This is a genomic window from Corynebacterium sp. HMSC077D03, from assembly GCF_001808545.1.
GTDB lineage: Bacteria > Actinomycetota > Actinomycetes > Mycobacteriales > Mycobacteriaceae > Corynebacterium > Corynebacterium simulans.
The window spans coordinates 102064-126122 of record NZ_KV793700.1 but is presented as its reverse complement, the minus strand read 5'-3'; the positions used below and the strand labels follow the sequence as shown (position 1 = coordinate 126122).

Here is a 24059-nt window from a genome sequence, read left to right as displayed (position 1 = left end):
CTTGTGCCGTGCTGTGCGCGGTTCCCGGTGGGGAGATATAAGAGTGGCTTAGTTTTGTACCTTCTCTGCTGCTTCCTCGAAGCCCAAGTTTTTGTTGTTTTCAACAAGCTTGGCCAGCTGGGAAGCTTCCTCGAACTCGGTGACGACCTTGGTATCTGGTGCCTTGGTCACTAGGGAGACCACGACGGTGACCACTAGGGAGATGGCAAAGCCTGGGACCAGCTCGTAGAGGGCATCGGAAAGCGCAGACATGCCCCAGCCGACAGCTACGATGGCACCGGTCACCATGCCGGCAATCGCGCCGGTGGAGTTCAGGCGCTTCCAGTACAGGGACAGCAGCACCAGCGGGCCGAATGCGGAACCAAAGCCGGCCCAAGCGAAGCCGACCAAGCCCAGGATGGAATCGGAAGGATTAATCGCCAGGACTGTCGCGATGATGGCAATGGCAACCACAGCCGTACGCGATAGGTTAATGAGAACGTCCTGGGAGGGCTTTTTCTTTGCCACGATCATGAACAGATCCTCGATCAGAGAGGTGGAAACCACGAGCATCTGTGAGGACATGGTGGACATGATGGCGGCCAGAACCGCAGTAAGAACCAGACCTGCGAACAGCGGGTGGAACATGACCTGGGCCATGTCAAGGAAGATGGTTTCGTAGTTTTCCTGATCGGTAATGGCGTGATCAGTGTTGGTGAAGAATACCGTGCCGGCCAGGGCCACGAAGATGGCGCCAATCAGGGAAAGGAACATCCAGCTGACGCCGTAGAAGCGGCCCGCGCGGGCGTCGGCAGGCTTGCGCAGCGCCATGAAGCGCACAATGATGTGCGGCTGACCAAAATACCCCAAGCCCCAGGCTAGGTTGCCGATGATAACTGCTGCGGAAACACCGGAGAAGAGCGAGAAGTACTCAGGGTTTTCAATGACTCCGCCGGAAGCATAAGGATTCTCCGCCGCGAAGCTGAAGATATCGCCAGGATTATCCAAAGTCATGATTGCCATGATCGGAACGATGATGAGCGAGGCGAACATGAGCAAGCCCTGCACGGTATCGGTGTAGGAGACCGCGAGGAAGCCGCCGACGAAGGTGTAGAACACGGTAACGGCCGCAACGATCAGCATGCCGACCAAGTAATCGCCGCCGAAGGTGGACTCGAAATAGCGGCCGCCGGAGACCATGCCGGAAGAGACATAGAAGGTAAAGAAGAAGATGATGATGGCGGCCGAGAGAATGCGCAGCACGCGGGATTTGTCATGCAGGCGGTTCTCAAAGAAGGACGGAACGGTAATCGAGTTACCGGCAATCTCAGAGTAGGAGCGCAGGCGTGGGGCGACCCATTTCCAGTTGGCCCATGCGCCAACCAGCAGGCCGATGGCCATCCATAGCTCCGACATGCCCGTTAAGAACAATGCGCCAGGCAGGCCCATGAGCAGCCAGCCGGACATGTCCGAGGCGCCGGCGGACAGTGCCGCGACGAAGGGGTGGAGTCCACGCCCGCCCAGGACGTAATCGTCGTACTGGTCTGTTTGTTTATAGCTCCAGAAACCGATGGCGGCCATCGCGAGCAGATAGAGAATCATCGCCACGACGTACCAAGTGGAATCTTGCACGGATTTCTCCTCGTTGTTTGAGAGTAGGACCCTCCCACGCTAACGTGACGCGCATTACAACCCAACGAGATTCTGTCCCGTTACCAAAAATATGTGACTCCATACACAGGTAAATCTCATGGTCTATCAGTGGAAACGTAAGAATGTAACGAGATTATAACGATTGCTCTTTCCTGCTATATTCGCTCTTAAAGCTCTCGCCCTGCCCCCAAAAGGTGCGCTGCTAGACTGGCAGCTATGGCTTCTTACCTCCTCCACGGCCTTTGGCTCCCAGTCTCAGGGCTTAGCCTATGGATTGAGCAGGTGGAAGGGCACAAGATCATCATGCCTTCGGCAGTGCCAGAGGGGACTTTCCCCGAGGTGGTGGAGACAATTCTTGCCAAGAAGTCCTTCCGCAACCGCGCCCGAGTCTCTTTGCGCACGCCAAAGGGCAAGGACGTCTCCCTCATGGTCCCCATGGCCATGTTTGCTCCCGAGGAAGCCGTGGCCACCCTGGCCAAGATGGAGTTTTTAGACTCACTAAGCCAAGCGGCAACACCGGAACAAAAAGCCACCATCGCCCCAGATCTTCTGTGGCTGATTCGCGCCTACCGGGGACTTAGCAAGTTCGTGCGCGCCGGGCGCGTGACCATCCGCCTTTCCTATCAGGGCGGCGAGTGGTTCCCCATGTGGCAGCTGACCTCGGGCTTGGGCGAGCGCGGATGGCTCGCCGAGATGCTGGCTGCCGCGCCGGGCATTTTGACCATCAATAACCGCGCGCTTTCTGATGACATGGCAGACGAGCTGACCCACTGGATCGCATTTACACAGTTGCGCTCGCTTGCCGACGCCCCCCGTCCCGCACCGTGGCACGACTTCGCGCAGGCCATGCTCACGACCGCGCCGGTGAAAAAGGGGCGCGCGCAGCTGCTGCGTGCTCTAAACGAGTGGAAAGACTCGATTACCTCTGTCGACCTGCAGCTGGTGTTCATTGTGGAAGAGCCCGGCCACGATGAAGATCCAGAATCCAGCGTCTGGCCCATCCGCGTGCAGGTCCGTTCCGGCACCGACGCCCCGCGCCCCATCATCGAGGAGCAGCTGGACAGAGGCAGCGTGGTCAAGCTGCGCGACTCGCAGCGCAAGGCACTTAGCCTGGCGCCGCGCCTGCGCGAGTCTTCGGCCGTTCCGGACTATGACGCCGGCGATTGGGATGTATTCTTGGGCACCGATCAGCTGGTGGAGTTCGTTTCCAAGGACGTCGCCCAGCTCAAGGCAGCCGGCTTTACCGTGCTGCTGCCTAAGGCATGGGCGCACATGGAAACCAAAGCCAAACTGGAAACCCGCGAGGTGCGTGACCCTGCCGAAGGATCCACCAAGGCCCACCTCGGCATGGACAAGCTGGTGGAATATGATTGGCATCTTTCCGTAGGCGATATTGAGCTCACCGAGGAAGAGATGCGCCAGCTGGTGGCGTCCAAGTCCGGCCTGATTCGCCTCCGCGGCGAGTGGGTGACCGCCGATACCCAGGCGTTGTCCAAGATTTCCGAGTACATGGACAAGCTGGCGGAAACCGCCAAGAAGCGTAAGAAGAAGGAACTCGAGCGGCTTAGCGCCGCCGCCGAGCGCGCTCGGAAGCTAGAACAGCCGGGCTGGCAGGAACTTGTCGCGGACGTCGAAAAGCGCTTGCAAGAATTCAACGAGGGCGAAACCTCCCAGGTCTCCGTGGCGGAGCTGCGCGAGTTGGCCCTGCAATCCATGGCCGAGGAGCCAGTGGAATTTACCGGCTCGACGTGGCATACCTCTCTGCTCGGCGGCATGGATTCTCCCGCGCCCGCGCGCATCGAGTTGCCCGATACCGTCCAGGCGGAGCTGCGCGAGTATCAGCGCCGCGGCGTGGATTGGCTCTACTGGATGTCCCGCAACAACATTGGAGCAGTGCTCGCCGACGACATGGGCTTGGGCAAAACCCTCCAGCTGCTTACGCTGCTTGCCATCGAGCGCCAAGAAAACCCGGAGCTCAAGCCAACCATTGTCGTGGCGCCTACTTCCGTAGTGGGCAACTGGGCGCGCGAGGCCGCGAAGTTCGTGCCGAGCCTCAAAGTCCTGGTGCAGCACGGCTCGGATCGCCTCAAGGATGAAGCACTCATCAAAGCCGCGGAGAAGGCAGACCTCGTCATCACCTCCTACGGAACAGTCGGCCGTGACTTCCTTACCTTGGGCAAGGTGGAATGGGACCGCGTGGTGCTCGATGAGGCACAGGCGATTAAGAATGCCGCGACGCGTTCCTCGAAGGCGGTGCGCTCGCTGCCTTCGCGCCACCGTATCGCGTTGACCGGCACGCCGGTGGAAAACCGTTTGTCGGAGATGCGCTCCATCCTGGATTTCTGCAATCCCGGCGTTCTGGGCAGCGCGTCCTTCTTCCGTAATCATTTTGCCAAGGCCATCGAGCGTGAAAACGACGAGACCATGGCCGAGCGCCTGCGCCAGCTGACAGCGCCGTTTATCCTGCGCCGTCTCAAGACGGATCCGAACATCATCGATGACCTGCCAGAGAAATCGGAGCAGATCATCACCGTGGCGATGACGGCCGAGCAGGCGGCGTTGTACAAGGCGCTTGTTGACGACGTGCAAAAGGCCTTGGAGGTACGTGAGGGCATGTCGCGCCGCGGCCTGGTGTTGGCCTCGCTGACTCGCATCAAGCAGATCTGCAACCATCCGGCACACTATCTGGGCGATGGCTCCGCCATCACCATTAAGGGAAAGCACCGCTCGGGCAAGGTCGAAGAGCTGATGCGGATTGTGGACCAAGCTGTAGAAAGCGAAGAACGCATCCTCATCTTTACCCAGTACAAGGCCTTCGGCGACCTTTTGCAGCCTTATCTCACCCAGCAGCTGGGCAGGGACATCCCGTTCCTGCACGGTGGGGTGACAAAGAACCGTCGTGACCGAATGGTGGAGGAATTCCAGGCGCCGGACGGGCCGCCGGCGATGATCCTCTCGCTCAAGGCAGGCGGCACGGGCCTGAACCTGACCGCGGCGTCGATTGTCGTGCACATGGATCGCTGGTGGAATCCCGCCGTGGAAAACCAGGCGACCGACCGTGCCTTCCGCATTGGTCAGCAACGCAACGTGCAGGTCTACAAGATGATTACTGCGGGCACGCTCGAGGAATCCATCCAGGACATTTTGGACGGCAAGACGCACCTGGCCGGCGCCGTGGTAGGCGAGGGCGAAGGCTGGCTAACCGAGCTGGATCCGGAGCAATTGGCACAGCTGATGAGCTACAGGGAGGCTGACTAATGGCGCAGCATACTAAGTCTGAGGAACACGACAACGTCATCTATGCCAACTTCGGCGCGCGCAAACGCGTGAGCACGCCGGAGGAGGCCGGCCGCGTCTCTCGCGTGCGCAGCATGGCTCCTGCGGCAACGCGCATCGTCTCCTTCGTGAACAAGGAGGCCGATTCCGGGCGCATTACCCGTGGACGCCAGTACGCCAACGGCGGTCATGTGGTGGGCCTGGACGTGCGCAACGGCGCAGTACACGGCAAGGTTGCCGGTTCCCAGAACGAGCCTTTCACCGTGTTGTTGCAGGTGCCGTATCGCACCAACGATGACGTGGCGGAGCTGAGCCAAATGTTTGCCCGCACGCCGAACTCGATCGCGAACGCACGCGACGGCCTGCTCAGTGAGGAAGCGCTCGACATTCTCATTGCGCAAGACCCAGCCGATATGCGGTTTTCATGCACCTGCCCGGACCCCGAGTACGTGTGCAAGCACGTGGTTGCCGTGGCCGACCGGCTGGCGGCGCGCATGGATGCCGATCCCTCGGTAATCTTTGCCCTGCGTGGCTTGGACTTTGCGCGCCTCGAGCAGGCTGTGATGGAGCAGGCGAAAAATGTCTCCCAGGACAGTTTTTCCGGTAGCAGCCTCAGCCCCGAAGAGCGCAACGAGCTGTTTTGGGAAGGCCGGCAGTTGCCCGATATGCCGCGCCCGAAAGTGGCACCGGCAGTCGATGACTCTGACCCAGATCTGCTGCGTAAGGCCATGCGCGCCGTCAGCCATACGAACATAGATTTGCTTCGCGCGGTCTCTGATGTCGAGGACCTTTACTATCATCTGACTCACCAATAGGCATAAGGGCTTAGTACCTGCTGCCGGAGACTTTAAAAGGGGAGAGTTTCATCCATGGTGACCTTCATCCATACCTCGGACTTTCAGTTGGGCATGACCCGCTGGTTCCTCGAGGGCGAGGCCCAGGTGCGCTTCAACGATGACCGTGAGGCGGCCGTTGTCAGGCTCGGTGAATTAGCCGCGGAAACCGGCGCGGAATTCATCGTGGTGGCAGGTGACGTATTTGAGCATAATTCGCTCAGCAAGGCCACCTTGGGCCGTGCCAAGGAGGCCTTTCGCAATCTGCCGGTGCCTGTTTATCTGTTGCCCGGCAACCACGATCCGCTGGTGGCGGATTCCATCCTGCGCAAGCCTTTTGCGGACAATGTCCACGTCATCGCGGATTCCACCCCGATTGAGGTGCGCGAAGGAGTAGAGATCGTCGGTGCCCCGTATCTCTCCAAGCGCGCAAACTATGACCTCGTGCAGGCAGCGCTCGCCCCGCTCGCGCCTTACGACGGCGTCCGAATCGCCGTAGGCCACGGGCAGGTGGAAGCACGCGAGTCTGAGGCTGACGTTATTGACTTAAAGTTTGTCGAAAACCAGATTTCTGAAGGCGTCATCGATTACCTTGCTCTGGGAGATACCCACTCCACGCAGGCCTTGGGGCAGTCGGGGCGCGTCTGGTTCTCCGGCAGCCCGGAGACTACCGCTTTTGATGACCGCGAGCGCGATTCCGGCAATGCACTGGTCGTGGTAATCGACAACGGGCAGGTTGAGGTCACCCCACACCACATCGGCCGCTGGGCTTTTCGCGCCGTGGCGGCAGACGTCAACTCCGACGAGGATGTCGAGCGCTTCCTCACTGTTCTCGATGACATGCCGAATAAGTCCCGTACCGCAGTGAAGTATGGCTTGCGCGGCACGGTGGGGTTGGGCGCCCAAGCGCGTTTGGAGCAAGGCTTGGCCGAGCTCGAGCCGGTCTTCGCCTCGCTGCGGCCGCGTGAGCGAACCATGGACTTGCACCTTGCTCCCGATGAGGAGGAACTTGCCAGCCTAGAGCTTTCCGGCTTTGCCGCTGATGCCTTGGCGGAGTTGGTGGAAAACCTGGAGGACCCTGTAGCCCGCGACGCAGCCAACCTGTTGTTCCGTCTCAGTGTGAAGGAGGCCTAACGCCATGATGCGTCTACACAGCTTGGAAATCTGGAACGTCCGCGGCGTCGAGCATCTGCGCATCGAACAGCTGCTGGAGACCGGCGTCGTGGTCATCCACGGTGAGAACGAGGCCGGCAAGTCCACCATCGTGGAAGCCATCGATACCGTGCTGACGGAAAAGCACACGGGTGCCGCTAAGAAGATTAAGGCGCTCAAACCGGTGGACCGAGATGCGGGCCCTGAGGTAGAGCTTGAGGTCACCGTGGGTCCGTATCACTTCCGCATCCACAAGCGCTGGCTCAAGAAGAAGATGTCTGAATTGCGCGTTCTGGCACCGCGTGCGGCGCAATTTACTGGCGGCGAGGCCGATGACGAGCTGGATCGCATCTTGAACGAGCATCTTGACCGCCAGCTCCTTGACGCTCTGTTCCTCCGCCAAGACGACCTAGGCTCAGGCGTGGCTGCCGTGGGAATTCCCTCGGTGACAAATGCCTTAGAAGAAGCCAGCGGTATGTCCACCGCGGCCGCGGAAGACTCTGAGCTGGTCAATCGCGTGCAGAGGGAATACGAAAAATACTTCACCGCGCGCACCGGGCAGCCGGCTAAGGAACTAAAGGATGCCCAAGAGCGCTACAACGCGGCAGAACTTGCGCACAATGAGGCCACGGAAGCATTGCGCCAGCTTGACGATGTCGTGGTCAAGCACGAGGCTGCACAACTTGCCAAGCGCGACGCCGAGGAAGCATTGCCGGCAGCACAGGCAGAACTAGCCGAGCGCGAAAAGGACGTTGTTGAGGCCCGCGCCGCCCTCGAAAAGATCGAAGCCCAGCGCGAAGTGGTTGACCGCGCTGCGGCAGATGTGGAGGCCAAGAAAGAAGCACTTGAACGCCGCCGCAGCGCGGTGGAGGAGGTTTCCAGGGCCGCTGCGAATCTCACGGCTTTAGCCACCAAGGTCGAAGAACTTAGCGCGAGCGTCGAAGATGAGAAAGAAGCCCGCAGCGCGCTCGAGGAAAAGCTCGAGCGCGCAAATCAAACCTATGAGAAGGCACGCGCCAACCTCCAATACGCGCGAAAGGCGCACAAGAAGAAGGAGCGGGAGGCCCTTGGCGAGCGCCTTGAACACCTAGGCAAGCTCGACAAAGAACTAGCTGACCGCCGCGCCGAGGTAGCTCAAGCACCAGAGGTTGCAAACCTCAAAGACATCGAGCAAGCCGCTAACGAAGTCCAGGTCCAAGAACGCGTTTTTGCCGCAGCCGCTGCCAAGCTGGTCATCAGCGGTGAAGGCGAGTTCGAGGTCGACGGCGAAGTCCAACAAACCGACGACAACACACAAACCATCCAGCTACGCGATGGCATGAAGTTTGCATTCGGCAAGATTCAGGCAACTTATCAAGCAGCAGCCGGTGATACCTCGGCCGACACCGTGGCACAGGCGCGCACGCGCCTTGCGCAACTGCTTGAAGACGCTGGCTGCGAAGACCTCGCTGCAGCACAGAAGCTGCGCGAGGAATTCTTGGAAAAGCAGCGCGCCGTCGTACAAGCTCAGCGCGAATTCAAGGCGGCCTTGGGCACCGACGACCTTGGCGAGCTCGAAGCAAAATATGCCGCACAGTCAGCGGACTTTGAAGAGCCTCGCGAGCACGAGGGCACGGACGTATCTGAGGAAGCACTCGACTTGTCCAGTGCCGAGGCTGCTGAGGAGGCCGCGCGCAGCGAAGTCACCATGGCGGAAAAGGAGCTGGCCCCGTACCGAGATAGTCAGGCAGCCACGCAGCTGGCTGCGGCGACGGCGCGGCATGAATCCGCTGCCAACCAGTATGCTGCAGCTGAGGAAGCTTTGCGTAACGCCCGCGATGCAGCAACGGATGCAGACGTTGAAGAGGCTCTCCATGCGGCGAAGGTGCAGCTGGAGCAGCAGCGCGAACGCCTGCGAGAACTAAGCGCCATCGACGTCGATACGGTCTTTGCTCTGCACAAGGGCGCGGAGGAACAGGTACGTAGCCTGAACAACGCAATTTTGAGTGCCGACGGCGACATGCGCGAATATGTCGGCCGAATCGAGATGCACTCTGGTGTGGCCGAACGCCTGGCTGCAGCCAGCGCCGAGCTAGAAATCTCACGGGAGGTACTCGCGGCCGTCGAAAAGCGTGCAAATGCTGCCCGCTATCTGCGGGAGCTGTTGCTTAAGCATCGCGATGCTGCGCGCCAGCGCTACGCCGCGCCTTTCGTGACAAAGCTTAATGCTCTCGCGCGCACCGTCTTCGGCGGTGACGTCGACTTCGAGCTCTCCGAGGAGCTCGTTGTCACCGCGCGTAGCCGCAACGGCCAAACCATTGATATGGGTTCGCTTTCCGGCGGCGCGAAGGAACAGCTGGCCATCCTTACACGGTTTGCTATCGCCGGGCTCGTTCAAGAGTCCGGTGTGCCCGTCATCGTGGACGATGCGCTGGGCTCTACCGACTCGACACGCCTGAACCTGATGTCGACGCTCTTCGCCCAGGTAGGCAAGCATTCGCAGGTGCTTGTGCTTACATGTATGCCGCAGCGATACGCGCGTGTACCGGAGCGCACGGAGCTTGCCATGGACGCGCTGAAGGTTTAGTTTTTCTCAGTAAAGCCAGTGTGTACTGTTATTTGCATGACTACGGGAACCCGCTGGCTTAACGAGGAGGAACAGGAGCTTTGGCGCCTGCTTCTTGGATCCATCCGCAAGATCAATCGCGGCATGGAAGAAACTCTCATGTCCGGTGGGGAAGTCTCTGCTTCTGAGTTTGCCGTCCTAGTGACGTTGTCCGAGCAAAAAGACCATCAGATGCGCCTGCGCGAGCTGTGTGCCGAGCTGGATTGGGACCGTTCCCGCACATCCCACCAAGTAACGCGCATGGAAAAGCGCGGGCTCGTCACCAAGTGCAAGAGCGTCGGCGATGCCCGCGGCGTGGTGGTAAAGATAACGGATGACGGTTTTACCCGCCTCGAGCGCGCCGTGCCTGAGCACGTCGAGTCCGTGCGCCGTCTTGTCTTTGATCACCTAAGCGAGGAAGATGTTCCCTCGTTGGTTAACTTCTTCAAAGGGGTGCTAGCAGTAAAGAACGTCCCTGGCTACGAGGGATTCGTACCCGACGAACTTCTGCACGGTCAAGCAGAGCCTCAGGTTTAGGCTTGCAAGGTTGCCGGCCAAAACACGACCAAAGCTGACCTATCATGTGGCTTAGCGCCACAGTCAAACTCATATGTAGCCCAAAAGGAGACACCACCATGATGGGACAAGAGCTCTTCGAGCACCCTAAGCGCCAGTACCCGCACTACAACATCACTGTTCTCGATGACCTGGGTGCCCCAGAAGCTCACCTCGAGGGAATTGCTACGGAAGAACAGGTGGCTGCTATGGACGCCGCCTTGGAGAATTTTCCAGACGCTGCAATTACCTTTGACGAGGAAGGCGGCCACTGGATTGTTGGCGAAGAAGCCGATATCAACCGCATGTTCGCTGATAGGGACGCTTTTGTCGACGCCCTCGAAAACAACGAGGATCCTGGTATTTAAAACAGGCCGCAATGGTGTCAATCAAACGGTGGATAACTACAAATTCATAACGATCTACTGCTAAAGTTAGTGCCAGTGATTACTCTTGCTAGGCGAGGTGTGCCTAGGGAGTACAAGGCGCAGTGAAAGGAAACAACGGATTATGAACGAATACGAGGCACAGGAACAGCGCGAAGCAGCTGCACGTGACAAGGCTGACGGCTGGGTATCTGTGTTCGTCCAGTGGATCCCGAACATGCTCCTGGTTTTCGTTCTCGTTACCGCTATGTTCCTCGGCATGTTCTACATCGAGCACGGCACCCTGGACATCACCCAGGAGATCGTAAACCCGTTCATCAAGTAGTACTTGGAGAACTCAAAGCTCAATAGCTAAATATTAAAATGGCGGCCCATCTTCTGGACCGCCATTTTGTCGTTTTAAAAGCCTGCCGCAATTAGTGCTGCTCGTTCGGATCGTTGTCCGCGTCTTCCTTGGTCTCGTGGATGGTGCCCTTAACGTGATCCGGTGCGGCGTAGATGGAGTAGAGCTTTGCTGGCTCGGAGCCCTCGTTGACGAAGTTGTGCCACTTGCCAGCTGGTACGAAGATGGCAAAGTCGTCTTCGACTACCTGGTCGATGTCTAGGTTGTCCTTGTCTTCACCAATCATGATGCGGCCCTGGCCGGACTCGAGGCGCAGGAACTGGTCATGGTCATCGTGGACCTCCGCGCCGATTTCGCCGCCGGCAGGAATAGACATGACGGTCATCTGCAGGTATTGGCCGGTCCACAGGGTGTCACGGAAAGCATCGTTAGCCAGGGTGGTCTCTTCGATGTTGAGAACATAAGGGGTCGGGCCATGGTCGGTGCGCAGATCTGACATGTCAGGTACCTCCTTGTAGGGATTATGGTTCTTTAACACCAGCTTATGCTCGCCCGCGTATTAATGCTGAGGATTTTCTTTTCTCGTATCTTCGCCGCCGTCCTGCCATTGCCTTTTATGCTGTTCGGACTTTTTATGGTTGCGGATGGATATCACGCCGATGACGATACCGATGACGATGGGCACCCACACCTTCGAGTTGTCGAGCAAGAAAACCATCCACTCGGGCAGCGCCGGGAGGTCAGGGAAATCGATGTTCGGCCAGTTGATGTCTGGCCAATCTATGCTGATCGTCGGCAGATGGATTTGGGGAAGCTCGGGGAGGTCTGGCAGATCTGGCCAGTCGATGTCGGGGATAGGCAGCAAGTCCAACAGCTTGCGCAGGATTGGGCCGAGCACGATAACGGCCAACGCCCAACCGCCTTTACCAAGGCCTGCAAGAAGAGGATAGGCCACGCGTTTAACGGGGCTTTGCTCCATTGCTTCGCGACGCCGCGCACCCCGGCTGCCAGCTGGTGGCTCGAATTCGACCACCTCTGAGCCGTTGTGATATGTCACCTCGAGCAACTCGTCGAGAGCATTCGCGTGCAGCTTGAGGTGCGGCTTCGTGCGGTTGACAAGCTCTAAGCTGCGTAGCTCGTCGGTATCGATTTGTTTTAGTGCCACTCGCGCCGAAGACAACGAGGTGTACCTTCCAAGGACTTCGCCATCGCGGCAAACTTGCACGCGAATAGGTGGATTATCAATGAATGCCCGGATTCTATCTTTAAGCGGCATGTTGGCGTCTAGGGCGGTGTATTCTTGCTCGCTCGGTTCTTGCGGCCAGTTTTCATAAGCTGCAGCAAACTCCACATCGGGGCCGACCATGACCTCGAGCCTTCCCGCCTCAGGATGGTTCAGAATCCACGTTTCCATGACCTAGGCCTTCCTTCCGGTTAACCAGCTGCCCAACCACGCAAGCAGGACGACCTCAACTGCGTAAATCCACGTACCGGTGTTGTAGTAGACCTTGGTAGAAAGCCAAAACATAAAGGCCGCAATGAGCGGAAAGGACAGCGTATAGCGGAAGAGCCGGCCATCCAGCATGCCCAATGCCAACGCCATCACTGGCAGTAGCACCAGCATGGTCACAGTCGCTGTATTCCCACTAAGAGCCGCGCCCACAATCCCCGGCACCACGAAGAACGCTAACGCGACCGCGAGAAACGAGAGGTAGGCCCGCGTGGGGCGAGATGTTGATTCCATGGCCCTGACCTTACAGCCTGCGGGATCATTCTTAGGAATGATTCTTTGACTTCGAGTGGTAGGGGGGAATTCCTAATATCGAGCGACGGCGATGCGCTAGAGATTTCTGGAAGCTGCAAGAAATGGAAAATGTGGATACGAAGCTGAAACCCTCGCCTGCCGGGTTGAACGCCGAGCAAGCGAAGGGAGAAATTGTGCCCCCGACAGGGATCGAACCTGCGACCTTCGGTACCGGAAACCGATGCTCTAATCCGCTGAGCTACGGAGGCAAATGATAGGTGGCATGCGCCAGATATCAACGGTGTGATTCTAGCGCATGCCAGTAGTTAGAAGCTAATGCGGGGTGAGTTCCGCATACGAGCCTTACTTCACGATGATGACTATGAGATCGCGTGGACCGTGCACGCCCTCGACGCGGGAGAGCTCAATATCGGAAGTAGCAGACGGGCCGGAAATCCAGGTTGCTGGGAAGTCCGGATTGATGCGCGAGACCATCTCCGGCACGCCGTAGACCACCTGCTCCTTGCGTACGATGCATACATGGCGGTCTGGGACCAGCGTGAGAGCGCGGCGGCCGCACAGCGGGCCCGCCTCCAACACGATGGTGCCGGTCTGTGCGGAAGTTACGTGGGACTCGGTGAGCACGGCGTCGACAGTATCCAGCTCGCGCGGGTCAGACGTGGGATCGTCGGCGGTTAATGTGACGTCGGAGGTGATGGCGTCGATAAGCGCGGTGTCCATGCCCTGTGCATAGGTCACCGTAGAACAATCCTTGTCCGTGAAGACCTGCGAGATGGTCTTGGCCAGGGACGCCTCATCCGTGACGTGGACCTCCGCCTTGTAATCCTCAAGGCGGTCAACCAGCATGTCACGCAGCTCATCCGCGTTTAGCGTGCCCTGCGTTTCGTACTCGCGCGGGATGTCGACGTGTTCAGACAGGCCTGCCTGCTTCTGCGCGGTGCGAATGCGCTTCAGGATCTCTTCTTTGGGGGTACTCACTTGATGCCCTCCTTCTTGGCTTGGGCGAGCAATTCTTTAGCTTCATCGGAGTCAAACCACTGACGGAAAGACTTCTTCGGGGGGACTGCAGTATCGCGGGCGTCGGACCAGCCGGAGAGGAACAAAGGCAAGTTATCGATGACGCCGTTGAAGCCGCCCAATACGCGGCCGAGGGCAACCATGTGGGTGATCTGGTTCCAGACCTTTGGGTGGCCCCACACGAGCTGAACCGCGCTAAACAGCTTGGATTCCACCGGCGGGGGAGCGTGGGTGACCTTTTGGTGGCGGTTCTCCAGGATGACCTCAGAAAGCGGAATCTTCACCGGGCAAACCTCGTCGCAGCGTCCACACAGGGAGCATGCATAAGGCAGGCTGGCGGAAGGATCGTGGTGGTCCTTGATACCGGTTAGCTGCGGGGTAATGGAGATGCCGATGGGGCCTGGGTAGACCGAGCCGTAGGCGTGGCCGCCGGCGCGTTCGTAGACTGGGCATACGTTCAGGCACGCGGAGCAGCGGATGCACTTGAGCGCCTGGTGGCCGATTGGACTGGATAGTGCCGCGGTACGGCCGTTATCCAGCAGGACGAGGTGGAAGTTCTTCGGGCCATCGTTTTCAGTTATGCCCGCCCACATCGAGGTATACGGGTTCATACGCTCTGCCGTGGAAGAACGCGGCAAAAGCTGCAGGAAGACCTCAAGGTCTTGGAATGTTGGCACGAGCTTTTCGATGCCCATCACGGTAATCAGGGTCTCCGGCAGGGTAAGGCACATGCGGCCGTTGCCCTCAGACTCCACGATATTGATGGTGCCGGTTTCTGCGACACCAAAGTTAGCGCCGGAGATGGCGACCTTGGCCTTCATGAACTGCTCGCGCAGGAAGATACGAGAAGCCTCCGCGAGTTCGGCTGGCTCAGCCTTTAGGGATTCATCCGTGTGCGGCATTTTGTTGACGAAGATGTCACGGATTTCGGCACGGTTGCGGTGGATGGCTGGAACCAGGATGTGGGAGGGCTTATCCTCGCCCAGCTGAACGATGAGCTCAGCCAGGTCGGTTTCGCGGGCATTGATCCCTACAGACTCGAGGTGCTCGTTCAGGCCGATTTCCTGGGTTGCCATGGACTTGACCTTGACGACGTCGGTCTCACCGGTCTCGCGGATAAGCCCCTCGATGATCTCGTTGGCTTCCTTGGCGTCGCGGGCCCAGTGAACAATGCCGCCGCGCTTGGTTACCTCTTCCTCAAACTGGAGGAGGAGCTCAGGCATCCGGGCTGCCACGTCCTCTTTGAGGGCGGAGCCAGCGTCACGCAGTTGCTGCCAATCCGGTAGCTCTTCGACGGCGTTGGCGCGCTTATTACGAATAGTGGTGGTGGCGTGGTACAGGTTGTGGCGCTGCGTAGCGTTGTTCAGGCCGACGTGTGCCAGCGGCACGAATGCCTTGCTGCCGCGCAGGTTGCCGTAGCCTTCGGGCGCCCGCGGTGGGGTGGTATCGAGGAAGGAAGTCATTAGAGCATTTTCTCCTTGGAATATGCGGCCGTATCAGGGGTCCATGGGCGCTCCTTGGTGGAAGCCAGGATTTCGGCCATGTGGATAACGCGCACGCCACTGCGCTGGCGGGAGAGGGCGCCGCCGATGTTCATCAGGCAGGAAGAGTCACCGCCGGTCAAGTACTCAGCCTCGGTGTCCTTTACGTGGCGGGTCTTGTCCGAGACCATGGCCTGGGAGACCTCAGGATTCTTAATAGAGAAGGTACCGCCGAAGCCGCAGCACTCTTCCACGTTTTCTAGCGGCACGAGGTCGATGCCTTCGACCTTGCTCAGCAGCTGGTACGGGCGGTCACCCAACTTCAAAAAGCGCAGGCCATGGCAGGAAGCGTGGTAGGTGACCTTATGTGGGAAGAAGGCACCTAAGTCGGTGCGCTGCTCGATGTCGACCAAGAACTCCGGGAGGTCCAAGGTCTTCTGGGAAGCAATCTTGGCTCCGTCGACGTCAGCGGAGGTACCGAAGCGGTCAGCAATCTTGACGTGCTGTTCGCGGACTGCGCCGACGCAGGAGCCAGAAGCGGAGACTACGTAGTCAATGGAAGGATCCGCGAAGGCGTCCGCATAGCTGCGGATCATCCCTAGGGTTTCCTTCTGATAACCGGTATTGATATGCATCTGTCCGCAGCAGGTCTGCTCTTCCGGGAAGACCACTTCATGGCCCAAGCGGGAGAGGATTAGTGCGGTTGCTTTGTGTGCGTCCGGGAAGAGGGCGTCACCAATGCACGTGGAAAATAGTGCAATTCGCATACTTTGCGCTCCTTTTACTGCCCAAGTTTGCCTCCGATGAGCTGGATGCAGGAGGCTCAGGCAAACGTTTTTCGTTGTGGAATAAATACTACCGATAACTCCGCAGATATTCTGTCGAAAAAGGCCAGTTTAACTGGGGTTATTTCACAACACTAGTGTTGCGAAATTGCTCACGTGCACAGATGGACGCACGTCTTTTGTCAAAGTCCGATCTGCGGCGCCAAGTGAGTGATGCGTCACTGGCAAGTTCAAACCTTTTGGGGGTATACAAAAGTCGCCGCCCCTAATAGCCGGGTAGGTGCGGCGACTTTTTGGCTTTGAAAATTGCGGCTATGGAACTAGGAAGCCCAACACATTGGTCATTAGGAACACGATGATGCAGACCGTGGCCAGGAAGGCGAGAGAGTAGCCCACCACGGCCTTCAGGATGCGGGATTCCTCGCCTTCCATCTTGACGGCCGTTGCGGCGATGGCCAGAGACTGCGGGGAAATCATCTTGCCCACCACGCCGCCGGCGGTGTTAGCAGCAAGCATGAGGTCTGGATTGACGGAGATGCGCTCGGCGGCGGTGACTTGGAGGTTAGCAAAGAGAGCGTTGGCTGAGGTGTCCGAGCCGGTGACAGCCGTGCCAATCCAGCCCAGGGCGGGTGCGAAGAGGGCGAAGATGCCGCCTGCCGACGCCACGAACTCACCAATAGAGATGGTCTGGCCGGAGTAGTTCATGGTGTAAGCCAAGGCTAGGACCAAAATAATCGTAAGCGCCGAGAACTTCATGCGGGCGCAAACCTCGCCAAACTTGGCAAGCGGCGCGGACTTTGCCAAATGGTAGTGGCCGCCATCGTTGAAAATCCAGAAGATGATTGCAACGATTAGTCCAGAAATCAGCAGCAAGGTGCCGGGATTACCAAAGACATTGAAGCTAAACGAGGTGTCCATTGCCTTGCCGGCAGAGTCGAGGACTGTGCCATCCAGGCCCGGCCAGGCGAACTTAATCTTCCAGAAACCAAAGAGCTTGGGCACGGCGGTGGCAAGCGCAAAGACTGCGGTAACCACGGCGTAGGGAAGCAGCGCCATCCAGATGCGGACGCCGGAAAGATCGGTGACTTCCTCCTGCGCTGGGATCTCCATGCGCTGACGCAGTTCGGCAACGCCCTTTGGCTTCCACATGCGCAGGAATACGAATGCGCAGCCCAGGGAAACGATGCAGGCCACGACGTTAGTCAGCTGGTAGGCAAAGAAGTTGGCCGCGGCCCACTGGGCGATGGCGAAGGAGACGCCGATGACTGCGGCGGCCGGGGCTGCCTCCCTGACGCCGCGCATGCCGTCCAGGATGAAGAGGATGAAAAATGGCACTGCGGCTGCGATTAGTAGGACCTGCAAGGAAATCAAGCCCGCAATATCGGCGGTCTGCTCCGCGGTGCGGCCGCCAACTTCACCTGCGGTGGTAACGGGGATGCCCACGGCGCCGAAGGCAACGGGCGCGGTATTGGCAATAAGGACGGTGGTGGCAGCCTTCAGTGGTTTGACACCCAATGCCAGAATCATCGTTGCGGTAATCGCTACCGGAGCGCCGAAGCCTGCCAGGGCTTCGAGGAGGCCGCCGAAGCAGAACGCGATGAGGATGGCCTGGATGCGGATATCGCCTTCGCCAAGCAAGTCGAAGGTTTTGCGCAGATCCTCAAAGCGGCCGGAAGCTACGGTGATCTCGTAGAACCAGATGGCGGTGATGATGACCCAGACGATGGGAAGCAGGCCAAACAGGCCGCCGCGCACCGCAGAGGAAAAGGCCATGCCTGCTGGCATATCGAAGCCGAAGGTGGCGATGAGGAGTGCGGCGGTGAGGGCAACTGCGCCCGAGGTGTGTGCGCGGGCCTTAAAACCCAGCAACATTATGAAGAAGGCGATAAGCGGTAGCGTCGCTACGGCAGCGGAAAGGCCAAGGCTACCGCCGATGGCATCCGTCGATATTTGGAAGGTGTTCATAGTTACCCAAGTCTCTAGAAGGAAAACGAGTGTTTTATTTAATACTTAGTCTTCCTAAAGCCTAAAACTTGAGCGAGCCTTATCACGTAAGTTTCGCAATAAAGGGCATATGTCACACAAGTTGCTTGCTTTTGTAAAAGGCCCCAACGCGTGCCTGATGCTGCTCATGTCAGCGCGGGACGATAGACTCTGACGCTATGAATCCCGTAGATCTTTCTGTGCTTATTAAAGAGACCGCAGTCGCTGTATTGAGCGAACACGAGCTCGACACCGCCGTCCTTCCTGAGACCGTGACCGTGGAGCGTCCGCGTAATCCCGAGCACGGTGACTACGCCACCAACTTGGCCCTGCAGGTAGCTAAGAAGGCTGGCGTGAATCCGCGTGATCTGGCCACCTGGCTCGCTGAGGCGCTGGCAGCAAACGCCGCTATCGACGTCGCGGAGATCGCTGGCCCAGGCTTTTTGAACATCCGTCTGGCCGCTGCCGCGCAGGGCGCAATCGTCAGCCAGGTTCGCGCGGCCGGCACTTCCTATGGACACAATGATGCTTATAAGGAACAGAAGATCAACCTGGAGTTTGTTTCTGCGAACCCCACCGGCCCAATCCACCTGGGCGGCACCCGCTGGGCAGCAGTAGGTGACTCCCTGGGTCGCGTGCTCGAGGCGTCGGGAGCTGAGGTTACTCGCGAGTACTACTTCAACGATCACGGTCGCCAGATTGACCGTTTCTCCAACTCCCTCGTTGCTGCGGCCAAGGGCGAGCCGACCCCGGAAGATGGCTACGGCGGAGACTACATCCAGGAGATTGCGGCCAAGGTTATCGAGCAGGTCCCGAACGCACTGGAAGGTTCTGAGAACGAGGTCCGCGAGAAGTTCCGCGCCTCCGGCGTGGAGATGATGTTCGCGCACATCAAGGATTCTCTCCACGAGTTTGGCGTTGACTTCGACGTCTACTTCCACGAGAACTCGCTTTTCGAGTCCGGCGCCGTCGAAAAGGCTGTCGCTCACCTGAAGGACAACGAGAAGCTCTACTTCGAAGATGGTGCATGGTGGCTGAAGTCCACCGACTACGGCGATGACAAGGACCGCGTGGTCATCAAGTCCGATGGCGACGCCGCATACATCGCTGGCGATATCGCTTACGTAGCTGACAAGTTCGACCGCGGCCACGACCTAGCCATCTACATGCTGGGCGCGGATCACCACGGTTACATCGCCCGCCTGCGCGCGGCCGCTGCCGCCATGGGCTATAACCCAGAGCAGGTCGAGGTGCTCATCGGCCAGATGGTCAACCTCCTGCGTGACGGTCAGGCAGTAAAGATGTCCAAGCGTGCCGGCACCGTCATCACCCTCGACGATCTCGTCGAGGCCATCGGCGTCGATGGCGCACGCTACTCCCTGGTGCGTTCTTCCGTGGATCAGTCCATCGACATCGACCTGGGCCTGTGGGCTTCCCAGTCCTCCGATAACCCGGTTTACTACGTTCAGTACGGCCACGCGCGCATCTGTTCCATCCTGCGCAAGGCACAAGAGCTGGGCCTTGACGCCGCAGCTATGGCAGATGCAGATCTCGCGCTTCTCACGCATGAGAAGGAAGGCGATCTGATCCGCACTCTGGGCGAGTTCCCTGAGGTTGTCTCCACCGCAGCGACCTTGCGCGAGCCGCACCGCATCGCCCGCTTTGCCGAGGAGTTGGCGGCTGTGTTCCACCGCTTCTACGACCAGTGCCAGGTGCTGCCGAAGGCGGACGAGGCAACGCAGCCAATCCACATCGCACGCCTCGCGCTTGCCGACGCCGCACGTCAGGTCCTCTCCAACGCTCTGACCATGGTGGGCGTCAGCGCCCCGGAGAAGATGTAGATGGATTTCAACCAGCTTCCAGCCCACGTCTGGCCACGCAACGCCAAGCGCCAGGACGATGGCATGGTCACCATCGCCGGCCTGCCACTTACAAAGCTCGCGCAGGAATACGGCACGCCGCTCTATGTCTTCGACGAGGACGATTTCCGCTCTCGTTGCCGCGACATGGCACGTGCCTTCGGCGGGCCTGAGCACGTGCACTATGCATCGAAGGCATTTTTGACCAAGCGCATCGTGAAGTGGGTGGCCGAGGAAGGCCTATGTCTTGACGTGGCTTCCCTCAATGAGGCAAAGGTAGCCCTGGCAGCTGGTTTTCCGCCGGAGCGCATGACCGCGCACGGCAACAACAAAGAGCGCGAGTACTTACAGCTGTGTGTGGACAATGGTGTAGCGCACGTCGTGCTCGACAACGAAGGTGAACTGGCGCAGCTTGATGAAATCGCGCGTGCGGCCGGCCGCGTTCAGCCAGTCATGATTCGCGTCAAGCCCGGCGTCGACGCCCACACCCACGAATTCATCGCAACCTCGCATGAGGATCAAAAGTTCGGCATCTCCCTGGCCACGGGTGCGGCATTTGGTGCCTCCAAGGCAGCTCTGGAAGCTGACAACTTGGAGCTGGTGGGGCTGCACTGTCACGTGGGTTCGTCTGTTTTCAATGCTGATGGCTTTAAATTGGCCGCCGAACGCGTGCTTTCGCTCTATAAGCGCATTCATACCGAGCTGGGGGTAGCGCTCAAGGAGCTCGACCTGGGCGGCGGTTTCGGCATTCCATACATGGAGTACGAGGAAGCTCTCGACGTCGCCAAGCTGGCCCAAGATCTGCTTGCCGCAGTGGAGCGCACCGCTCGCGAACTGGGCATCGATGCGCCTTTCGTTCTGGTCGAGCCGGGCCGCTCGCTGGTCGGCGCCTCTGCGGTAACCGTGTACTCGGTGGGCACCGTCAAAGACGTAGAGACCGGCAAGGCCGAGCTGCCGATGCGCCGTTATCTCTCAGTCGATGGCGGAATGTCGGATAATATCCGCCCCGCGCTCTATGAGTCGGAATATGACGTGCGTGTGGTTAACCGGTTGACTCAAGGTGAGCCAGTGGATTCCCGCGTGGTGGGCTTCCACTGCGAGTCCGGTGACATCTTGGTTAGTGAACGCAAGCTGCCGGGTGACATTAGGACAGGGGATCTGCTGACCTTCGCCACCACCGGCGCCTATCAGTACATGATGGCCTCGCGCTACAACGGCGCGCTGCGCCCGGCCGTGGTCTCCGTGTGCGAGGGCGAGGCTAGTTTGATGCTGCGTCGCGAGACAGTCGAGGACCTAATGGCCCTTGAAATTGATTAAATTCATCGCTTTTAACTGTTGAGCAAAAGAATCTTCTGGAAGCGCAAAAACTAGACAGCTCGTTCCGTATAGTGTGGGTAGCAATTTAACTACCAAAGATTAAGGGACGATATGACTTCACAGACCAAGAGCCGCACTAGTAAAGGCGAAGGCGAAGCTGTAGGCATCGCGCTGCTTGGTTTCGGCACCGTTGGTGCCGAGGTCTTCCGCCTGCTGGGGGAAAACGCTGATGCCTTTGCCCACCGCATTGGCGGTCCCGCAGAAATCCGGGGCGTCGCCGTGCAGAATAAAAATAAGCTGCGTCCTGGTGTGCCGAAGGATCTGCTCACCGACGATGCGAAGGCCCTAGTCATGCGCGACGACATCGACTTGGTTGTCGAGGTCATCGGCGGTATCGATTTCCCCCGCGAGCTCGTGCTGGCTGCGCTGAATGCTGGTAAGTCTGTGGTTACCGCGAACAAGGCGCTGGTGGCTGCTCATGCGGACGAGCTGGCAGAAGCTGCCGATAACGCTGGCGTGGACCTCTACTTCGAGGCTGCAGTGGCTGCCGCCATCCCGGTCGTGGGAATGCTTCGTCGTTCGCTCGCGGGCGACCAGATTCAACGCATTTCCGGCATTGTCAACGGCACCACCAACTTTATTTTGGACGCGATGGAGTCCACGGGTGCCTCCTACGCGGACGCGCTCGCTGAGGCCACGCGGCTAGGCTATGCCGAGGCCGATCCAACTGCCGATGTCGAGGGTCATGATGCCGCCTCGAAGGCGGCCATCCTCGCGTCTTTGGGCTTTCATACCCGCGTTACCTTCGATGATGTTTATTGCGAGGGCATTTCCAACATCACTGCTGAGGATATTTCCGCCGCACAGCAGGCAGGCTATTCCATCAAGCTGCTGGCCATCTGCGAGCGCCTGCGTGATGCGGAAGGCAATGAGTCCGTCAACGCGCGCGTGCACCCGACCTTGGTCCCTAAGGAGCACCCGCTGGCCTCCGTCAGCAAGTCCTATAACGCTATCTTCGTCGAGGCCGAGGCAGCTGGCTCCCTGATGTTCTACGGCAACGGTGCCGGCGGTAACCCGACGGCGTCTGCGGTGCTTGGCGACGTCGTCGGCGCCTCCCGCAACATCGTTCACGGCGGCCGTGCGCCGGGGGAGAACACCTACGCTAACCTGCCGATAGCAGACTTTGGTCAGGTATACACCCGCTATCACATCGATATGGAAGTCGTAGACCGCACAGGCGTGCTCTCTGCGATCTCCGCGCTATTTGCCAAGCACAACGTCTCCCTGCGCACTGTGCGCCAGGAAGACGGCGACGGAATCGCTCGCCTCATCGTGGTCACCCACACCGCGTTGGAGCATGAGATGCAGGGCATCGTCGAGGAGCTGGGCCAGCTTGATGATGTCAAGGCGGTCCACTCCGTTATTCGCTTGGACGGTGGCCAGCTGTGAGCACGGAGGTAGAGGTAGGTGTCAAGGCCACGGTAAAAGTCCCTGCTTCCTCAGCTAATCTGGGCCCCGGCTATGACACCCTCGGCATTGCGTTAAGCCTTTATGACACCGTCGAGGTTGAGGTCATCCCCGCTGGGCTGGAGGTAGAAATCTTCGGTGAGGGAGCAGAGGACTTGCCACGCGATGACTCTCATCTGGTAGTTAAAGCCATCCGTTCCGCGCTGAATGCGGCGGATGCTGCGGTGCCGGGTCTGCGCGTTACCTGCAATAACAACATCCCACAGTCGCGTGGTCTTGGTTCTTCGGCCGCCGCTGCCGTCGCCGGCGTTGCAGCGGGCAATGCCTTGGCAGGCTCACCGCTAAACAGCGATCAGCTAGTGCAGCTGTCTTCTGCTTTTGAAGGGCACCCCGATAACGCCGCGGCGTCCGTGCTAGGCAATGCCGTGGTCTCCTGGACCACAGTGCCGGTTGACGGCCGATCTTTGCCAGAATATCGCGCTGTCAGTGTGGATGTACACGAATCCATCCAGGCCACAGCCTTGGTACCGGATTTCCATGCCTCCACCCAAGCCGTTCGCCGCGTCCTGCCTTCGCACGTGACGCACGGCGATGCTTCCTTCAACGTCTCGCGCACTGCCGTGCAGGTGGTCGCACTGCAAAAGTATCCGGAGCTGTTGTGGGAAGGCACCCGTGACAGGCTGCACCAGCCTTATCGTGCTGATGTGTTGCCTATTACCGCGGAATGGGTCAACCGTCTGCGCAACCGCGGCTATGCGGCCTACCTTTCAGGTGCGGGCCCTACCGCGATGGTGCTGCACACTGAGCCTATTGAGGAATCAATCTTGCAGGATGCGCGCGAAGCGGGCCTGCGACTACTCCCGTTGGAGGTTGCAGGCCCGGTCGAGGTCCATGCAGCGCGGGCTTAAGCAGTCTGCTTGACGTTTACGCAGCAGGTTCCGTTGCCTGACTTCGGAACCAGCGTAAGCGAGAGGTGCTCGCCGGAATCAGCTGCGACTTGTTCCAAGAAACCATCGTGGATAGCGCAGACGAACGGGGAGGGCTTGATGCCTGCCGCTACGAATGGGCAGGCATGCAGCTCCATGTCGGTCTGACCATTTTCTTCGAGCTCGGTAGTCGATGCAGTGGGGTCAAATCCCATATCGCGCATCTTGCGATATAGCGGGGTCAGCGCGTTGGCGGAGGGAAACTGGTCCTGGTGCGTTGAGGCAGCCCACTTGCGGCCAATTGCGCGTGCCTGTTCGGAGGCGTAATCGTTGAGCTCTTCCTTATCTGCCAACATCTCTGCCAAAACGCTAATGAGGGTGACGTATTCTTCTGCCACTGAGCGGTTATCAGGGATGCGCACCTGGAAAATCAGCGAAGGGCGTCCGCGGCCCTTGGCCGGTGCGGTAATAACGCGGACTGCGCCTACATGTACCAGCTCATCGAGGTGGCCGCGCGCGGTATTGACATGCATGTCCATGTCTTTGGCGATGTCCGCCGCGCGTGCTCCTTGCGGATATTCCTGCAGAACGTTTAAAACTTCTCGCTGTTTGGGTGACAGGCGTAGTGCTTCTGGGAAAAGTTCTGTGGAGGACCGCGGTGCATGGACGGGCATGTTTCTCCTCGAATAATTTATAAG

Annotated in this window: 20 protein-coding genes and 1 tRNA gene; 11 read left to right on the top strand and 10 right to left on the bottom strand. The window is 59.0% G+C overall.

The annotated features are described in order from the left end of the window. Window positions 1–48 precede the first annotated feature (48 nt). Window positions 49–1611: a sodium/proline symporter PutP gene (gene putP, locus HMPREF2888_RS09160; protein ID WP_070498298.1), complete on the bottom strand. Its 1563-nt coding sequence runs from the start codon at window positions 1609–1611 to the stop codon at window positions 49–51. A 237-nt stretch (window positions 1612–1848) separates the two neighbouring features. Here putP and HMPREF2888_RS09155 point away from each other — a divergent pair, with 237 nt between their 5' ends. The 7 genes from HMPREF2888_RS09155 (at window position 1849) to HMPREF2888_RS09125 (ending at window position 10743) form a co-directional block, all read left to right on the top strand. After that, a complete protein-coding gene (locus tag HMPREF2888_RS09155; RefSeq protein WP_070498300.1) occupies window positions 1849–4890 on the top strand; it encodes a DEAD/DEAH box helicase in 3042 nt (1013 codons plus the stop codon). Further along, window positions 4890–5723, top strand: a complete 834-nt coding sequence (locus HMPREF2888_RS09150; protein ID WP_061925914.1) for an SWIM zinc finger family protein — start codon at window positions 4890–4892, stop codon at window positions 5721–5723. Before HMPREF2888_RS09155 ends, HMPREF2888_RS09150 begins: the two co-directional genes overlap by 1 nt. Window positions 5724–5777: 54 nt before the next feature. Continuing rightward, a complete protein-coding gene (locus HMPREF2888_RS09145; protein WP_070518665.1) occupies window positions 5778–6875 on the top strand; it encodes a metallophosphoesterase family protein in 1098 nt (365 codons plus the stop codon). 4 nt (window positions 6876–6879) lie between these two features. Beyond that, entirely contained in the window at window positions 6880–9459 is a 2580-nt protein-coding gene (locus tag HMPREF2888_RS09140; protein WP_070518664.1) for an AAA family ATPase, read from the top strand. 36 nt (window positions 9460–9495) lie between these two features. Next, window positions 9496–10014: a MarR family winged helix-turn-helix transcriptional regulator gene (locus HMPREF2888_RS09135; RefSeq protein ID WP_061925904.1), complete on the top strand. Its 519-nt coding sequence runs from the start codon at window positions 9496–9498 to the stop codon at window positions 10012–10014. A gap of 98 nt (window positions 10015–10112) precedes the next feature. Then, on the top strand, window positions 10113–10400 hold the full coding sequence (locus tag HMPREF2888_RS09130; RefSeq protein WP_061925901.1) for a hypothetical protein: 288 nt from the start codon (window positions 10113–10115) through the stop codon (window positions 10398–10400). Window positions 10401–10542: 142 nt separating this feature from the next. Continuing rightward, complete coding sequence (locus HMPREF2888_RS09125) at window positions 10543–10743, top strand: hypothetical protein (protein WP_061925898.1); 201 nt, start codon at window positions 10543–10545, stop codon at window positions 10741–10743. 91 nt (window positions 10744–10834) lie between these two features. Here the strand turns inward: HMPREF2888_RS09125 and HMPREF2888_RS09120 are convergent, their stop codons facing one another. From HMPREF2888_RS09120 to HMPREF2888_RS09085, 8 genes are all read right to left on the bottom strand, one after another. Beyond that, the gene (locus HMPREF2888_RS09120; RefSeq protein ID WP_061925895.1) at window positions 10835–11260 is read right to left on the bottom strand and encodes a cupin domain-containing protein; all 426 of its coding nucleotides are present in this window, start codon (window positions 11258–11260) and stop codon (window positions 10835–10837) included. Between the two features lie 60 nt (window positions 11261–11320). Continuing rightward, window positions 11321–12175: a hypothetical protein gene (locus HMPREF2888_RS09115; RefSeq protein WP_070518663.1), complete on the bottom strand. Its 855-nt coding sequence runs from the start codon at window positions 12173–12175 to the stop codon at window positions 11321–11323. 3 nt (window positions 12176–12178) lie between these two features. Next, a complete protein-coding gene (locus tag HMPREF2888_RS09110) occupies window positions 12179–12505 on the bottom strand; it encodes a hypothetical protein (protein WP_061925889.1) in 327 nt (108 codons plus the stop codon). A 195-nt stretch (window positions 12506–12700) separates the two neighbouring features. Next, window positions 12701–12774 (bottom strand) — tRNA-Arg (locus HMPREF2888_RS09105). A 94-nt stretch (window positions 12775–12868) separates the two neighbouring features. Then, window positions 12869–13504: a LutC/YkgG family protein gene (locus tag HMPREF2888_RS09100; protein ID WP_070456197.1), complete on the bottom strand. Its 636-nt coding sequence runs from the start codon at window positions 13502–13504 to the stop codon at window positions 12869–12871. Then, window positions 13501–15006: a lactate utilization protein B gene (locus HMPREF2888_RS09095; protein ID WP_070518662.1), complete on the bottom strand. Its 1506-nt coding sequence runs from the start codon at window positions 15004–15006 to the stop codon at window positions 13501–13503. Before HMPREF2888_RS09095 ends, HMPREF2888_RS09100 begins: the two co-directional genes overlap by 4 nt. Continuing rightward, a complete protein-coding gene (locus tag HMPREF2888_RS09090; RefSeq protein ID WP_070456193.1) occupies window positions 15006–15791 on the bottom strand; it encodes a (Fe-S)-binding protein in 786 nt (261 codons plus the stop codon). Before HMPREF2888_RS09090 ends, HMPREF2888_RS09095 begins: the two co-directional genes overlap by 1 nt. Window positions 15792–16121: 330 nt before the next feature. After that, window positions 16122–17774 carry an L-lactate permease gene (locus HMPREF2888_RS09085; RefSeq protein WP_070518661.1) on the bottom strand — a complete coding sequence of 551 codons (1653 nt, stop codon included), beginning with the start codon at window positions 17772–17774 and terminating at the stop codon, window positions 16122–16124. Window positions 17775–17971: 197 nt separating this feature from the next. Between HMPREF2888_RS09085 and argS the strand changes: the two genes are divergently transcribed. From argS to thrB, 4 genes are all read left to right on the top strand, one after another. Next, on the top strand, window positions 17972–19633 hold the full coding sequence (argS, locus tag HMPREF2888_RS09080) for an arginine--tRNA ligase (protein ID WP_062041186.1): 1662 nt from the start codon (window positions 17972–17974) through the stop codon (window positions 19631–19633). Continuing rightward, window positions 19634–20968 (top strand): diaminopimelate decarboxylase, encoded by a 1335-nt coding sequence (gene lysA / locus HMPREF2888_RS09075; RefSeq protein WP_070518660.1) that lies wholly within the window; start codon window positions 19634–19636, stop codon window positions 20966–20968. 111 nt (window positions 20969–21079) lie between these two features. Further along, window positions 21080–22417: a homoserine dehydrogenase gene (locus HMPREF2888_RS09070; RefSeq protein ID WP_070518659.1), complete on the top strand. Its 1338-nt coding sequence runs from the start codon at window positions 21080–21082 to the stop codon at window positions 22415–22417. Continuing rightward, a complete protein-coding gene (gene thrB / locus HMPREF2888_RS09065) occupies window positions 22414–23343 on the top strand; it encodes a homoserine kinase (protein WP_070518658.1) in 930 nt (309 codons plus the stop codon). Before HMPREF2888_RS09070 ends, thrB begins: the two co-directional genes overlap by 4 nt. Here the strand turns inward: thrB and HMPREF2888_RS09060 are convergent. Then, window positions 23340–24035 (bottom strand): helix-turn-helix transcriptional regulator, encoded by a 696-nt coding sequence (locus HMPREF2888_RS09060; protein ID WP_070432834.1) that lies wholly within the window; start codon window positions 24033–24035, stop codon window positions 23340–23342. The genes thrB and HMPREF2888_RS09060 overlap by 4 nt on opposite strands. Window positions 24036–24059 lie beyond the last annotated feature (24 nt).

What these genes read in the sequence shown, in the direction of transcription:
- HMPREF2888_RS09155 (WP_070498300.1), top strand. Translation starts at nt 1,849, where the DNA reads ATGGCTTCTTACCTCCTCCACGGCCTTTGGCTCCCAGTCTCAGGGCTT.
- HMPREF2888_RS09150 (WP_061925914.1), top strand. Translation starts at nt 4,890, where the DNA reads ATGGCGCAGCATACTAAGTCTGAGGAACACGACAACGTCATCTATGCC.
- HMPREF2888_RS09145 (WP_070518665.1), top strand. Translation starts at nt 5,778, where the DNA reads ATGGTGACCTTCATCCATACCTCGGACTTTCAGTTGGGCATGACCCGC.
- HMPREF2888_RS09140 (WP_070518664.1), top strand. Translation starts at nt 6,880, where the DNA reads ATGATGCGTCTACACAGCTTGGAAATCTGGAACGTCCGCGGCGTCGAG.
- HMPREF2888_RS09135 (WP_061925904.1), top strand. Translation starts at nt 9,496, where the DNA reads ATGACTACGGGAACCCGCTGGCTTAACGAGGAGGAACAGGAGCTTTGG.
- HMPREF2888_RS09130 (WP_061925901.1), top strand. Translation starts at nt 10,113, where the DNA reads ATGATGGGACAAGAGCTCTTCGAGCACCCTAAGCGCCAGTACCCGCAC.
- HMPREF2888_RS09125 (WP_061925898.1), top strand. Translation starts at nt 10,543, where the DNA reads ATGAACGAATACGAGGCACAGGAACAGCGCGAAGCAGCTGCACGTGAC.
- HMPREF2888_RS09120 (WP_061925895.1), bottom strand. Translation starts at nt 11,260, where the DNA reads ATGTCAGATCTGCGCACCGACCATGGCCCGACCCCTTATGTTCTCAAC.
- HMPREF2888_RS09115 (WP_070518663.1), bottom strand. Translation starts at nt 12,175, where the DNA reads ATGGAAACGTGGATTCTGAACCATCCTGAGGCGGGAAGGCTCGAGGTC.
- HMPREF2888_RS09110 (WP_061925889.1), bottom strand. Translation starts at nt 12,505, where the DNA reads ATGGAATCAACATCTCGCCCCACGCGGGCCTACCTCTCGTTTCTCGCG.
- HMPREF2888_RS09095 (WP_070518662.1), bottom strand. Translation starts at nt 15,006, where the DNA reads ATGACTTCCTTCCTCGATACCACCCCACCGCGGGCGCCCGAAGGCTAC.
- HMPREF2888_RS09090 (WP_070456193.1), bottom strand. Translation starts at nt 15,791, where the DNA reads ATGCGAATTGCACTATTTTCCACGTGCATTGGTGACGCCCTCTTCCCG.
- HMPREF2888_RS09085 (WP_070518661.1), bottom strand. Translation starts at nt 17,774, where the DNA reads ATGAACACCTTCCAAATATCGACGGATGCCATCGGCGGTAGCCTTGGC.
- argS (WP_062041186.1), top strand. Translation starts at nt 17,972, where the DNA reads ATGAATCCCGTAGATCTTTCTGTGCTTATTAAAGAGACCGCAGTCGCT.
- lysA (WP_070518660.1), top strand. Translation starts at nt 19,634, where the DNA reads ATGGATTTCAACCAGCTTCCAGCCCACGTCTGGCCACGCAACGCCAAG.
- HMPREF2888_RS09070 (WP_070518659.1), top strand. Translation starts at nt 21,080, where the DNA reads ATGACTTCACAGACCAAGAGCCGCACTAGTAAAGGCGAAGGCGAAGCT.
- HMPREF2888_RS09060 (WP_070432834.1), bottom strand. Translation starts at nt 24,035, where the DNA reads ATGCCCGTCCATGCACCGCGGTCCTCCACAGAACTTTTCCCAGAAGCA.